The sequence below is a fragment of the Thermophilibacter sp. ET337 genome, from assembly GCF_024733715.1.
Lineage (GTDB): Bacteria > Actinomycetota > Coriobacteriia > Coriobacteriales > Atopobiaceae > Thermophilibacter.
This window is the reverse complement of the sequence record NZ_JANRHO010000005.1, coordinates 147,321-160,779: the sequence shown is the minus strand read 5'-3', so window position 1 is coordinate 160,779 and position 13,459 is coordinate 147,321. Positions and strand designations below refer to the sequence as shown.

Sequence of the window (13,459 nt, the reverse complement as noted above, 5' to 3'; positions counted from 1 at the left end):
CGCCCCGCCGCGGCGTGAATCCGCGGGTTCACGATTTCTGCACAATCGGGGGGGGCTAGAAGCCCGACCTTACGAGCTCGCAGGCAGCCGCAAGCAGTGCGTCTCGGTCTCGCGCGTCGGTCGCCTCAGCATAGACCCTGACCACCGAACTGGTCCGAGAGGGTCTGATGAGCACCCAGGAGTCGTCCTCGAACTGCGCGCGGAGGCCGTCGGCGTGGGACACCTCGACGGGGAGCTTCCCGGCAAGCTCCCCGGGGTTGAGGCCGGGGAGGACGTTGCGGAACGCCTGGCTTGCGGCGGACTCGAGACGGATGTCTCTTCTCGCATAGGACATGGTCCCGATGATGGCCTCAAGCTCCTCGGTCATCGTCGAGACCGTCTTCCCGGAGCGTGCGAGCATCTCCACCGCAAGCAGGCACACGAGCAGGCCGTCGCGCTCCCTCAGATGGGAGGGGACGCAGACGCCTCCGTACTCCTCGACCCCCATGATCACGTCCGAGTCGAGCGTCTCTCTATAGATGCGTGAGAACCCAACGGGGACCGAGGTCGTCTCGCAGCCCAGGCGCGCCGCCTCTCGGGCGATGCACGCGGAGCACGTGAGCGTTGTCACCACGCGGCCGTGCGCGCCGTGACTCATGACGAGGTTGCCCAGCAGCATCGGAACGATCACGCGCGCCGGAAGGAGGTTGCCGCGCTCGTCAACTATCGAGGCCCGGTCGGCATCCCCGTCGAGCAGAAGGCCCATGTCGGCACCATGGACCACCACCGCCTGCTCGCAGGCGTCCGCCCACGGGTCACGCGGTTCGGGGTGGATGCCGCCGAAGTCCTCCCTCGGCTCGACATGAATCTCGATCACGTCGCACCCAAGATCGGACAGAAGCCCGGCAAGGTGCCCCGTCCCCGAGCCGCACATCGCGTCGACCACCACGCGCGGACGGCGGGCGGCAATGGATGCCCCATCGACGAGCGAGGCAAGGTCTGCAAGGTACGGGCCGACCAGGTCGATCTCCTCGAACGCCCCCCGAGCCTGGGTGGGCGCAGCGGAGATGGCCTGCTCGACATTGTCCAAAAACCCACGAGAAACCGGGCCGCCGTCAAAGCCCCTGACCAGCAGTCCCCCATATTCGCTGGGCAGCTCGCTCGCAGTGACGATCACCGCGCCGTAGGCGGCATCGTCGCGCGAGCAGCACCAGGAGACCGCAGGTGTTGGGCAGGGGACGTCGGAGACCTTGGCAACGAGGCCGTAGGACGCCAGGATGCCTGCGATGAGAAGGGCAAGGTCTCGCGCGTCATGACGAGTGTCGTAGCCGACGTAGATGGTTGCCCCCGGGGCGGCGTCCGCCCAGACGAGGCCCAGCGCATCGGCGACGCGCGCCACGCTATCGGCGTCGAAGCCATCCTCGAAGCGCGCCTGCCACCCGTCGATTCCAAAACGGATGATGTCAGACCTTCTATCCAAAGAAGCGCTCGCCCTTCTCGCCAAGCTCCTCGCGAAACGCCTCGGCGAAGGCCGGGTCCTCAAGCGCCATACGCGCGTTGGTGGCGGCCCAGGCGGCGGGGGTTCCCGTGTCGCAGCCCTCGGACGGGTCGACGACCAGGGCGTACATCTCCTCCTCGGCCAGCAGGCGCTCCATCGCGTCAGTCAGCTGAATCTCGTTGCCGGCACCGGGGCCCTGTGTGGCGAGCAGTTCCATGATGCGCGGCGAGAGCAGGTAGCGCCCGACGATAAAGAGGTGCGACGGGGCGTCCTCGGGCCGCGGCTTCTCGACGAGCCCGGTCACCTTCCACACGGCGCCCTCCTGCTCGCCCGTGGCCTCGGCGCCCGGCAGGCAGCCGACGCACTCGCCGGCGATGATGCCATAGCGGCTCACCTGGTCCGCGGGAACCGGCGCGACGGCGATGACGGAGACTCCGCCGTGGGCCTTGGAGACCTCGGCCATGCGCACGCACATCTGGCGGTCAGGGACAAAGTAATCGCCGAGAAGGACGAAGAACGGGTCCTCGTCAACGGTCTCGGCAGCCTGCAGGACCGCGTGGCCAAGGCCGCGGGCCTCGTCCTGATAGACGAAGGAGACCGGCAGGGTCGAGGCGGCGTGAACGCGAGCCGCCTCCGCCTGCTTGCCGCGCGAGCTCAGCATGTCCTCAAACTCCTGGTCGACGGAGAAGTACGCCTCGATCTGGGGCTTCTCGTGCGAGTTGATGATGACGACGCCATCGACCCCCTCGGGCTCGAGGGCCTCCTCGACGACATACTGGATGACGGGCTTGTCGAGAACGGGCAGCAGCTCCTTGGGGGTGCACTTGGTGGCGGGAAGGAAGCGCGTGCCGAGACCGGCAGCGGGGATGATCGCCTTCATCAACGTCCCTTCAATCGGATGAACCGTGTTCCTCCGGCGCGTGCCGGCGGCACAAGAAACATACCCCATTGGCTCACCCAGATTTCAACTAAGCCGTAAGCGGACTAAGAAGCGCGCCCTCCGTCGTGTCGGGCGCGCTTCATCACAGGGCGTTCATATAGTTGGAAAGCCGAGCCTCTCGACAGGCCTACTCGGGAATGTCGAGCCCCTGGCGCTCGAGATAGGCGATGAGCCTCCCCATGGTGTCTTCGGAGAGAACGTGCTCCATGAGGCAGGCCTCCTCGTCCGCGCGCTGCGCCTCGACGCCGAGGTCGGACTCGAGGAAAAGCCGAATCGCCCGATGCGCGCGCCACACCAGCGCCGCGTACTCCCGGCCGCGCTCGGTAAGGGTGACGCGGCCATAGCGGCTCTGCTCGACCATACCGGACTCCTTGAGCGTGGAGAGCGCCTTGTTGACGCTCGCCTTGGAGACGCCGAGCTGCTCGGCAACGTCCACGGAGCGAACCGTCCCGTCACCCGCTCCCTCGAGCGAGAGGCGATAGATCGTCTCGAGGTAGTCCTCGCTCGCCTTGGTGAGCGCGTGATCTTCGTGAAGCGCGTCGTTGGTCATGCCGGCCTCCGCCCAGTCTGTCTCCCCCACGGGCCAGAGGCCCTAGAAGCACTCGTCTTCGACGTCGGGCACGGTCGCCCGCTCGATCTTGGCGCCAAGAGACGCGAGCTTCTCGACAAAGCCCTCGTAGCCGCGGTCGATGTGATGGATGTCCGAGACCGTGGTCGTGCCGTCCGCGACCAGGCCCGCCATGACGAGCGCCGCGCCGCCGCGAAGGTCCGGCGAGCGGACCTCGGCGCCGGAGAATCTCTCGACGCCGTGCACGATTGCGTGATGGCCCTCGATGACGATGTCAGCGCCCATGCGGGAGAGCTCGCTCGCGAACATGAAGCGGTTCTCGAAGACGTTCTCGGTGATGATGCAGCTTCCCTTTGCAAGTGCGAGCAGGCACATGGTCTGCGCCTGCATGTCCGTGGGAAACCCGGGGAACGGGAGGGTCTGGATATCGGCGGGGAGCAGCGGCCGGTCGCGCCAGACGGTGCACTCGCGCGTCCCCCGCTCGACCGTGGCGCCCATCTGCTCGAACTTTTTGAGCACAAGCCCGAGGTGCGACGGGGCGAACCCGGTGACCCTCACCGGATCCCCCGTCAGCGCGCCAATGGCAAGGAAGGTGCCCGCCTCGATACGGTCCCCGACGACCTGGTGCGTGACGGGATGAAGCTCGGAGACGCCCTCGACCTCGATGACCGGGGAGCCGGCGCCGGAGATCTTGGCCCCCATCTCGTTGAGAAGGTTGGCGAGGTCGACGATCTCGGGCTCGCGGGCGGCGTTGTCGATGGTGGTCGTCCCCTTTGCGAAGACCGACGCCATCATGAGGTTCTCCGTGGCGCCGACGCTTGCGAAGGAGAGGGTGACCGTATCGCCGACGAGGCCGTTTGGGGCGCTCGCGTAGATGTTGCCGTGGTCGACCTTGAACTCGACGCCGAGCGCCTCGAGGCCGAGGATGTGCATGTCGATCTTGCGCGCGCCGATGTTGCAGCCGCCGGGCATGGCGACGACGGCGCGGCCGAAGCGGGAGAGCAGCGGCCCGAGCACCGCCGTCGAGGCGCGCATCTGTGCGACGAGGTGATAGGGCGTCTCCCAGGAGTCGACGTCGGAGGTGTCGATCTTGAGCTCGTGCTCGTTGACGACCTCGATCTTGGCGCCGATGTTCTTGAGCACCTTGCCCATGACGTGGACGTCCGCGATGTTCGGGACGTTGGTGAGCGTCGTCGTTCCCGGCGCCATGATGGTCGCAGCCATGAGCTTGAGCGCCGAGTTCTTGGCGCCCTCGACCTTCACAGACCCCGTGACGCGATGACCACCCTCGACTCGAATGACGTCCATGTAACCTCCGTGCTAGTGGGAAGACGGCGTGGCGCTTCCCATTGACTGCTTGAGCAGAAGGTTACACCACTTGATCTTCTTCTCGTAATACGCGCTGCGGTAGTCCCCGTGCCCGAGCTCCTCGAGCGCCTCGATCGCCTCGTCGCGCGTGTTGCGCACCACGTCGGGGTCAATGTCGTCGGTCCGGCGCGCGTGGTCGGCCAGGATGATCACGCCGTCGCGGTCGATCTCCGCGTAGCCGCCGGAGACGACGACGTCATACTCCCCTCCGCCGTCCTCGGGCCGGCGCCTGATGCGCACGACGCCGTCGCCCAGGGCGACGACCTCGGGCGCGTGGCCCGGCCACACCCCGAGCTCGCCCGCATAGGTGACGAGCACGAGGTTTGCGACCGGGCCCTCGAACAGCAGCCGGTCGGGACGGACGAACTGGCAGTTGAGCTCGGCCATGGGCCTACTCCTTCGCCTCGTCGGACGCCGTCATGGCGGCGGCGCGACGACGCACGTCCTCGATGTTGCCGGCAAAGCGGAACGCCTGCTCGGGCAGGTCGTCGCACTTGCCGTCGACGATCTCGGCAAAGCTGCGGACGGTATCCTCGACGGTGCAGTAGACGCCGGGGTTGCCCGTGAACTTCTCGGCGACGTGGAACGACTGGGAGAGGAACTGCTGGATCTTGCGGGCACGCGCGACGACGTGCTGCTGCTCCTCGGAGAGCTCGTCCATGCCGAGAATGGCGATGATGTCCTGCAGGTCGGAGTACTCCTGGAGCGTCTCCTGGACGGCCATCGCCACGCGATAGTGCTCCTCGCCCACGATCGAGGGGTCGAGCGCGGAGCTCGAGCTCGCCAGAGGGTCGACCGCAGGGTAGATGCCGAGGTCGGTGATCGCGCGAGAGAGGACCGTCGTGGCGTCAAGGTGCGTGAACGTCGTCGCGGGGGCAGGGTCGGTGAGGTCGTCGGCGGGGACGTAGACGGCCTGGACCGAGGTGATCGACCCCTCCTTGGTGGAGGTGATGCGCTCCTGGAGCTCGCCCATCTCCGTCGCCAGCGTGGGCTGGTAGCCAACAGCGGACGGCATGCGGCCGAGAAGCGCCGAGACCTCGGAGCCCGCCTGGGAGAAGCGGAAGATGTTGTCAATGAAGAGAAGGACGTCCTGGCCCTGGTCGCGGAAGTACTCGGCGGTGGTGAGGCCGGCCAGCGCGACGCGCATGCGGGCTCCGGGCGGCTCGTTCATCTGGCCGTAGACCAGGCAGGTCTTCTCGATGACGCCGGACTCGGTCATCTCGAGGTAGAGGTCGGTGCCCTCGCGGGTGCGCTCGCCGACGCCGGTGAAGACCGAGGTGCCGCCGTGCTGCTGCGCGAGGTTGTTGATGAGCTCCTGGATCAGGACCGTCTTGCCGACGCCGGCGCCGCCAAAAAGGCCCGTCTTGCCGCCACGGACGTAAGGCTCGAGCAGGTCGATGGCCTTGATGCCCGTCTCGAAGATCTCGGTCTGGGTGGTGAGCTCGTCGAAGGAGGGCGCGGGGTGGTGGATCGGGTAGTACTGCACGTCCTCGGGCACCGGGCGGCCGTCAACCGGCTGTCCCATGACGTTCCAGACGCGCCCCAGGGTCGAGGGGCCCACGGGCATCATCATGGGGTGCCCCGTGTCGCGGACCTTCAGGCCGCGCGTGAGGCCGTCGGTCGAGGACATGGCGACCGTGCGGACGATGCCGCCCGGAAGCTGGGACTCCACCTCAAGGACGGTGCTGACGTGCCCGACGGGCGTGTCGCCGTCGACCACGAGGGCCGTGTAGATGCCGGGGACCTGACCGTCGAACTTGACGTCGACGACGGGGCCGACGACGCGCACGATCGAGCCCATGCCGACGGTGCGGTTGAGCTTGTTGTACGCCGCCTCCTCGAGGGCGGTGCGCGTCTCTTGGTTCTTCTCTGCCATCAGTTGTCCTCCAATGCGGAAGCGCCGCCGATGATCTCGTTGAGCTCGGTGGTGATGGAGCCCTGGCGGACTCGGTTGAACGTGCGCTCGAGGTTGCCCAGAACCTCCTGGGCGTTGTCGGTCGCGGACTGCATGGCGCGGCGGCGCGCCCCGTGCTCCGCGGCCGCCGAGTCGAGCAGCGCGTGGAAGATGACGGTCCTGAAGTAGGCCGGCATGAGCTTGCCGAGCACCTCCTCCGCGGACGGGTCGAACGCGAAGTCGGTGTAGGCGTGCCCCTCGACGCGCGAGAGCGCCTCGCGCTCACGCGGCTTGTTGGGCATCGTGAGCTGCTCTTTGGTGATGGGGAGCAGCTGCTCGATGACCTGGGTCTGCTCGACGCGGTTGCGAGCGTGCCAGTAGTAGAGCACCACGCGGTCGATCTCGCCCTGGGCGTAGCCGCGCATGACGTAGGACGCGATGCGGTCGGCCTGGTCCTGGTTGGGCTCGGAGGAGATGCCGACGAAGGACATGACCGGGGCCATCTTGCGGTACGTGAAGTACTCGGTAGGCTTGCGGCCGCAGGTGATGATCGAGGACGAGACCCCTTGGGCCTTCAGGCGGCGCACCTCTGCCTCGACCGCGCGCTGTGGGACGATGTTGAATCCGCCCGCGAGTCCCTTGTCGGAGGCGACCACGATGAACAAGGCGCTGCGCTCCTCCGCGTGCTTGGCGAGAAGGGGCTGCCCGGTCGTGAAGCCGGCCTCGGCGACGTTGGCGAGCATGCGCGTGATGGCATCCTTGTAGGGCTCGGCCTGCTCGGCGCGGGCGAGCGCCCTCTGGATGCGCGCGGTCGAGATCATCTCCATCGTGCGCGTGATCTGCATGGTGCTCTTGATCGAGCTCATGCGACGCTGTATTTCACGAAGGTTGGCCATCGCTTACTGCTCCTGGCCGTCCAGCGGCTCGTGCCCGCCCTCGGGCGGGGCGGTGACCGTCTGCTCCGCCGCCTGCTCGACGTCCTCGACGCGGCGCCGGTTGGGGTGCTCGGCGAGGAAGAGCTTCTTGTAGCGCGCGATGCGTGCGCGCAGGCGGCTCGACGTCGCGTCGTCGAGCTTGCCCTCGAGCACGGAGGCGCGCAGCTTCGGGCAGTGGTCGGCCATGTACTTGGCGAGGCCGTCGCGGAACAGGGTCACGTGGTCGAGGTCGATGTCGTCGAGGAAGTCCTCCTTGGCGGCAAAGATCGCGATCACCTGGTCGCGCACGTCAAGCGCAGAGTAGCGCTGCTGCTTGAGCAGCTCCATCATGTGCTCGCCGTGGTTGAGCTGATACTGCGTCGTCGCGTCGAGGTCGGAGCCAAACTGCGAGAAGGCCTGCTTCTCTCGGAAGGCGGCGAGATCGAGGCGCAGCGTGCCCACGACCTGCTTCATGGCCTTGATCTGCGCGTCGCCACCGACGCGCGACACCGAGATGCCCACGTCAACGGCGGGACGCTGGCCCTGGAAGAACAGGTTGGACTGCAGATAGATCTGGCCGTCCGTGATCGAGATCACGTTCGTGGGGATGTAGGCCGAGACGTCTCCCTCCTGCGTCTCGATGATCGGGAGCGCCGTGAGCGAGCCGCCGCCGTTGGCGTCGGAGAGCTTGCAGGCACGCTCGAGCAGACGAGAGTGCAGGTAGAAGATGTCGCCGGGGTACGCCTCGCGTCCGGGCGGACGGTGCAGCGTAAGCGACATCTGACGATAGGCGACGGCCTGCTTGGAGAGGTCGTCGTAGACGACCAGCACGTGACCGCCGGGGTGCTCGGCGTCGGCGGGGTTGCCGTGCTCGTCGTTGTACATGAAGTACTCGCCGATGGCGGCGCCCGCCATCGGGGCGATGTACTGCATGGGGGCGGACTCGGCGGCAGTCGCCGCGACGATGACCGTCTTGTCCAGGACGCCGTGCTGCGAGAGGGACTCGCGGATCGCGGCAACCGTCGAGGCCTTCTGGCCGATGGCGACGTAGATGCAGATCATGTCGGTCGCGCGCTGGTTAACGATGGCGTCAATGGCGATGGCCGTCTTGCCCGTCTTGCGGTCGCCGATGATGAGCTCGCGCTGTCCGCGGCCGATGGGGACCATGGCGTCGATGGCGAGCAGGCCCGTCTGAACGGGCTCGCACACCGGCTGACGCTCCATGATGCCGGGGGCCTTGAACTCGATGGGACGGCGATGCGTCGTGTTGATCGGACCGAGGCCGTCGATGGGCTGGCCGAGCGGGTTCACCACGCGGCCGAGCATGGCGTGTCCGACGGGGATGTCCATGACGCGGCCCGTCGTGCGGCACTCGTCGCCCTCCTTGATGTCCTCGACCTCACCGAAGAGAACCGCGCCGACGTCGTCCTGGTCGAGGTTTTGCACCAGGCCGTAGACGTCGCGGCCCGTGGCGGAGCTGGTGAACTTGAGAAGCTCGCCGGACATGGCGCTCTTGAGGCCCGAGACGCGGGCGATGCCGTCGGCGACCTCGGTGACGACCGAGGCCTCCTGACGGTCGACCGTCGCGTTGATGCGCGCGAGCTCCTCGCGCAGGGTGCTCATAATCTTCTCGGAGCTGATGGTTTCCATTTATCGTTCCTCGCCTTCGATGAAGGTCGACGAGAGCGTCTTTCTGATGTTGGCGAGCTGCGCGCGCACCGAGGCGTCGTAGCGCTTGCCGCGCACCTCGAGCATGATGCCGCCGATGATCGAGGGATCGACGCGCTCGACGAGGTAAACCGGGGCGTCGAGGTCTGACTCGGCCTTGGCGCGCACCTTGGCGCGGAGGTCGTCGTCGAGCGGGACCGCCGTGGTGACCGTGACGGAGACCGTGGTGTCCTGGGAGTCGAGCAGCTCCTTGTAGCGCTTGGCGACCTCCTCGAGCAGGCCGATGTCGTCCTCGCGCTGCATGGCGGCCAGGGTCTCGAGCACCTCGGGCGTGAACTTGCGGGCATGCTGCCACTGCACGAGGTCCGCGTTGGCACGGCCCTCGGAGCGGGCCGCCTCGAGCAGCGCCCGGGTGTACGCCTCGACCTTCTCGGCCTGGCCGCGCTTACTTCCGCTCATCGGGCGCGCCCACTTCCGCAAGGTACTTCTCGGCAAGGCGACGCTGCTCGTCCTCGGAGAGGTCGTTGCCAATGATCTTGCTCGCGATCTCCACGGACAGGTCCACCACCGAGCTCGAGAGCTCGATCATGGCCTTGTGGCGCTCGGAGTCCACGGCGCCGTGCGCCTTGGCGATGATGTCAGCCGCCTCGCGCTGGGCCTTGGCGAGCACCTGGGAGCGGACCTCCTCGGCCTCCTTCTTGGCCTTGGCGATGATGGCGTCGGCCTCGTGGTGTGCCTCGAGGATCTTACTCTCGTAGCTCTTGACCTCCTCGGCCGCCTCGCGCTTGGAGCGCTCCGCCTCGTCGAGGTCGGACTGGATCTTCGCCTGGCGCTTCTCCATCATCTCGAGGACCGACGGCCACACGAGCTTGCTGAGGACCGCCAGGATGATGAGGAAGGCGATGAGCGCCGGGACGAACTCGGCCACCTTGGGGATGAGGATGTCGGGGCCGACCGCCGACTCCTCAGCGAGCGACACCACGGGCGCGGACCACGCGGCCACGCCCGTCGCGCCCGCGAGGGCGGCAAGCTTTCTAGCAGTGTTGTTCATGCGTGCCTCCAACTCGCTCGTCCGACAGCCCTACTTTACGATGAGGCTGACGACGAAGCCGATGAGGGCGAGCGCCTCGACGAAGGCGGAGCCCAGGATGAAGACCGTGAACAGACGGCCCTGGACCTCAGGCTGACGAGCCATGCCCTGCGCGACGCCACTGGCGGCCAGGCCAATGCCGATGCCCGCGCCGATAACGCCGAGACCATAACCAACGACACCGAGAGCTCCCACTGTTCCTCCTTTGACATTCGCCCCGATGGGTGTTGTGAGCCGGGACGAGTTTCAAACCAACGTGCTATTCCTCAGCGGGCGAACACCCGCGAGTTACCGTTCTTCTCGCCTACTCCTCGTCGGACTCGGCGATCTGGATGTAGACGGCGGAGAGAAGCGCGAAGACATAGGCCTGGATGGCGGCCACCATGATCTCCACGACGTAGATGACGAGCAGGATGCCCACCCACAGGACCGACGCCCCCGCCTGCGCGGCGGTGGCGATCGAGAAGGCCTGCACCATGGGCTCGAAGAAGAGCGAGGCCAGAATCGCGAAGGTTCCCATGACCACGTGGCCCGCGAAAAGGTTGCAGAAGAGTCGGACGGCGAGGGTGATGAGGCGCAGAATCGTGGAGAAGACCTCGATCAGCCACACGAGCGCGTTGAGCGGGAAGGCCACGCCGGCGGGCGCGAGGCTCTTGGCATAGCCGAGCGCGCCCTTCTTCTTGACGCCGCAGGCAATGAAGTAGACGAACGAGCAGATGGCCAGGGCGGCAGTGGTGGAGATGGTGCCCGTGCCGGGCTTGCAGCCCGGGATGATGCCGACGATGTTGTTGGCGAGCACCACGAGAAACACCGTGGCGATGAAGGGGAAGTGGCGCTTCCAGGAGTCGCCGAGCAGGCCCTTGCACATGTCGTCGCGCACGAACTCGATGACGTACTCGACCCCGTTGACGAAGGCGCCCTGCGGAACGAGGCTCTGCGCCTGCTTCTTCTTGAAGACAAAGAGCACGACGAGCATCAAGATGACGGCGACCGCGAACCAGAACGAGTACTGCGTGAAGCCGATGGAATCGAGGCTGCCCACAATCGGCTGCGACGTGAAGCTCGCAACGAGCTCGTTGACCTCCTCGCCCAGGCTGTCCAGAGGATTGCCCACGCTCTGTCCTTTCCTCCCGGCCTAGCGGCTGCCATTGGCGGCGCGCCAGCCCCTCACCGCCTCGATAACCCAGAAGAGCAGAAACGAGGCGACCATAGAGCTTCCGAACTCCAAGAAGCCCGTGTCCGTGGCAGTGTACACCACAAGCAGGACGACGGTCAGCGACACCATGGAGGCGCCCACCGCCGCGATGCCGGACGCCAGACTCAGGCCGGCACCGCCCCTCAGAGCCCGCTCGAACAGGGCCGCTGGCGCGGCGCAGCCCAGAAGGCCGAACAGCGCGCCCGCGATGACGGCAACCGAGAAGTCCATGGCCTCCGTCCCGTCCGAGCGATTCCGAAATACGAGAAGTCTAGCGCGCCGACCCCAAACGTCAAGGGGGGGCGCCCGGGCGCCCCCCATTCGTCATAAAGAGCGGATAAAGACGCCCGGCGCTACTTGGTTCCGTAGATGCGGTCGCCCGCGTCGCCGAGACCCGGCAGGATGTAGGCGTGGTCGTTGAGCTGGCGGTCGAGCGCGCAGGTGTAGAGGCGGACGTCCTTGTCGAACTCGAGCGTCGTGCGCACGCCCTCGGGGGCCGAGACGAGGGTGAGGCAGCGGATGTCACGCACGCCCGCCTCACGCAGGAATTGAATCGCAGCGGTGAGCGAGCCGCCCGTGGCCAACATCGGGTCGACGACGAGGCAGATGCGGTTCTGAATATCATCAGGGAACTTGCAGTAGTACTGGTGCGGCTCGTGGGTGACCTCGTCGCGGTACATGCCCACGTGTCCCACGCGCGCCGAGGGGACGAGCTCGAGCAGGCCGTCGACCATGCCCATGCCGGCGCGCAGAATCGGGATGATGGCGACCTTCTTGCCGGCGAGGCGCTTGCAGGTCGTGACCTCGAGCGGGGTCTCGACCTCGACGTCTTCGAGCGGGAAGTCGCGCATGGCCTCGTAGCCCTCGAAGATGGCGAGCTCGTTGACCAGCTCGCGGAACTGCTTGGTCGAGGTGGCCTTGTCGCGCAGGATGGAGAGCTTGTGCTGGACGAGCGGGTGATCGATGACCGTGAAGCGCTCGGTGTCGAACTCCTCTGCCATTTCTGGTCCTTTCTGTCAATTGGGGACAGTCCCCAACGTACATATGTGAGTTGGGGACTGTCCCCAACTCGCAGACACTACAGCTCGGGGTAGAGCGGGTGCTCGGCGAGCAGCTCGCGGACCTCCATGCTCACGCGGTCGAGCAGCGCGGGGTTGTCGGACGAAGCGACCACCTCGCCGATGAGCTGACCGATGCGCTCGCACTCCTGCTCGGAGAAGCCCCGCGTGGTCGCGGCGGCCGAGCCCACGCGGATGCCGCTCGTGACAAACGGGGAGCGCTTCTCGCCGGGGATGGTGTTCTTGTTGACGGTGATGCCCACCTCGTCCAGCGCGCGCTCGGCGTCGCGGCCCGTGACCTCGCCGGCAGGCGTGAGGTCAACGAGCAGGAGGTGGTTGTCAGTGCCGCCGGAGACCAGCCTCAGCCCGCGCGACTCCATGCCTCGCCCGAGGGCCTTGGCGTTGGCGAGGATGGCGTCGGCGTAGTCCGCAAACTCCGGGCGCAGGGCCTCGCCAAAGGCGACGGCCTTGCCGGCGATGACGTGCTCGAGCGGGCCTCCCTGACTGCCCGGGAACACCGCGGAGTCGAGTCGCTTGGCGAGGTCGGGGTCGTTGGAGAGGATGAGGCCGCCGCGCGGGCCGCGCAGCGTCTTGTGCGTGGTGGTGGTCACGACGTCGGCGCAGGGCACCGGCGAGGGGTGGCGGCCCGTCGCCACGAGGCCCGCGATGTGGGCCATGTCGACCATGAGGTAGGCGCCCACGGAGTGGGCGATCTCAGCGAAGCGCTCGAAGTCGATGAAGCGCGGGTAGGCGGAGGCGCCGGCGATGATGACCTTGGGCCTCTCGGCCTCGGCCAGCGCTGCGACGGCATCGTAGTCGATGCGCTCGGTCTGGGAGTCAACGCCATAGGAGACGACCTGGAAGAGCTTGCCCGAAAAGTTGGCGGGAGAGCCGTGGGTGAGGTGCCCCCCGTTGTCGAGCGCCATGCCCATGATCTTGTCGCCCGGCTGGGCGAGCGCGGAGAGGGCCGCGTAGTTGGCCTGCGCGCCCGAGTGGGGCTGCACGTTGGCAAAGGCGGCGCCGAAGAGGCGCTTGGCGCGCTCGCGAGCGAGGTTCTCGGCCTCGTCGACCGCCCAGCAGCCGCCATAGTAGCGCTTGCCGGGAAGACCTTCGGCATACTTGTTGGTGAGCGGAGAGCCAACAGCCTCCATCACCGCCATCGAGACGAAGTTCTCCGAGGCGATGAGCTCGATCGAGGAGCGCTGGCGGCGCAGCTCGTCGCTCACGGCAGCGAAGACTTCGGGGTCGGACGCGCTCAGGTGCTCGTAGGCCATAAAACCCCTCCTT

The 13,459-nt window shown here is 66.9% G+C and carries 15 protein-coding genes; all 15 read right to left on the bottom strand.

Going from position 1 to position 13,459, the window contains the following annotated elements; genetic code table 11:
- Positions 1 to 55: 55 nt before the first annotated feature.
- The 15 genes from NW198_RS06395 to glyA all read right to left on the bottom strand — a co-directional run bounded on the left by NW198_RS06395 (position 56) and on the right by glyA (position 13,446).
- Positions 56 to 1,459: a phosphoglucomutase gene (locus NW198_RS06395; RefSeq protein ID WP_258340457.1), complete on the bottom strand. Its 1,404-nt coding sequence runs from the start codon at positions 1,457 to 1,459 to the stop codon at positions 56 to 58.
- Positions 1,452 to 2,357: a UTP--glucose-1-phosphate uridylyltransferase gene (locus NW198_RS06390; RefSeq protein WP_258340456.1), complete on the bottom strand. Its 906-nt coding sequence runs from the start codon at positions 2,355 to 2,357 to the stop codon at positions 1,452 to 1,454. The genes NW198_RS06395 and NW198_RS06390 overlap by 8 nt, the downstream gene beginning before the upstream one ends.
- Before the next feature lie 187 nt (positions 2,358 to 2,544).
- Positions 2,545 to 2,967: a metal-dependent transcriptional regulator gene (locus tag NW198_RS06385; RefSeq protein ID WP_258340455.1), complete on the bottom strand. Its 423-nt coding sequence runs from the start codon at positions 2,965 to 2,967 to the stop codon at positions 2,545 to 2,547.
- Positions 2,968 to 3,009: 42 nt separating this feature from the next.
- Positions 3,010 to 4,293: a UDP-N-acetylglucosamine 1-carboxyvinyltransferase gene (murA, locus tag NW198_RS06380; protein ID WP_258340454.1), complete on the bottom strand. Its 1,284-nt coding sequence runs from the start codon at positions 4,291 to 4,293 to the stop codon at positions 3,010 to 3,012.
- Between the two features lie 12 nt (positions 4,294 to 4,305).
- Positions 4,306 to 4,740 carry an ATP synthase F1 subunit epsilon gene (atpC, locus tag NW198_RS06375; RefSeq protein ID WP_087313933.1) on the bottom strand — a complete coding sequence of 145 codons (435 nt, stop codon included), beginning with the start codon at positions 4,738 to 4,740 and terminating at the stop codon, positions 4,306 to 4,308.
- A gap of 4 nt (positions 4,741 to 4,744) precedes the next feature.
- A complete protein-coding gene (gene atpD, locus NW198_RS06370) occupies positions 4,745 to 6,229 on the bottom strand; it encodes a F0F1 ATP synthase subunit beta (RefSeq protein ID WP_087313931.1) in 1,485 nt (494 codons plus the stop codon).
- Positions 6,229 to 7,143, bottom strand: coding sequence for an ATP synthase F1 subunit gamma (gene atpG, locus NW198_RS06365; protein WP_258340453.1), 915 nt, complete (start codon positions 7,141 to 7,143; stop codon positions 6,229 to 6,231). The genes atpD and atpG overlap by 1 nt, the downstream gene beginning before the upstream one ends.
- Positions 7,144 to 7,146: 3 nt before the next feature.
- Positions 7,147 to 8,811, bottom strand: coding sequence for a F0F1 ATP synthase subunit alpha (gene atpA / locus NW198_RS06360; RefSeq protein ID WP_258340452.1), 1,665 nt, complete (start codon positions 8,809 to 8,811; stop codon positions 7,147 to 7,149).
- The gene (locus NW198_RS06355) at positions 8,812 to 9,288 is read right to left on the bottom strand and encodes a F0F1 ATP synthase subunit delta (RefSeq protein WP_258340451.1); all 477 of its coding nucleotides are present in this window, start codon (positions 9,286 to 9,288) and stop codon (positions 8,812 to 8,814) included.
- A complete protein-coding gene (gene atpF / locus NW198_RS06350) occupies positions 9,275 to 9,880 on the bottom strand; it encodes a F0F1 ATP synthase subunit B (RefSeq protein WP_258340450.1) in 606 nt (201 codons plus the stop codon). Before atpF ends, NW198_RS06355 begins: the two co-directional genes overlap by 14 nt.
- A gap of 30 nt (positions 9,881 to 9,910) precedes the next feature.
- Positions 9,911 to 10,114, bottom strand: a complete 204-nt coding sequence (atpE, locus tag NW198_RS06345; RefSeq protein WP_075278954.1) for an ATP synthase F0 subunit C — start codon at positions 10,112 to 10,114, stop codon at positions 9,911 to 9,913.
- 109 nt (positions 10,115 to 10,223) lie between these two features.
- Positions 10,224 to 11,033, bottom strand: coding sequence for a F0F1 ATP synthase subunit A (atpB, locus tag NW198_RS06340; RefSeq protein WP_258340449.1), 810 nt, complete (start codon positions 11,031 to 11,033; stop codon positions 10,224 to 10,226).
- A 21-nt stretch (positions 11,034 to 11,054) separates the two neighbouring features.
- Positions 11,055 to 11,345, bottom strand: a complete 291-nt coding sequence (locus tag NW198_RS06335) for a hypothetical protein (RefSeq protein ID WP_087313922.1) — start codon at positions 11,343 to 11,345, stop codon at positions 11,055 to 11,057.
- Between the two features lie 122 nt (positions 11,346 to 11,467).
- Entirely contained in the window at positions 11,468 to 12,115 is a 648-nt protein-coding gene (upp, locus tag NW198_RS06330) for a uracil phosphoribosyltransferase (protein WP_087313920.1), read from the bottom strand.
- Between the two features lie 77 nt (positions 12,116 to 12,192).
- Entirely contained in the window at positions 12,193 to 13,446 is a 1,254-nt protein-coding gene (gene glyA / locus NW198_RS06325) for a serine hydroxymethyltransferase (RefSeq protein WP_258340448.1), read from the bottom strand.
- Positions 13,447 to 13,459 lie beyond the last annotated feature (13 nt).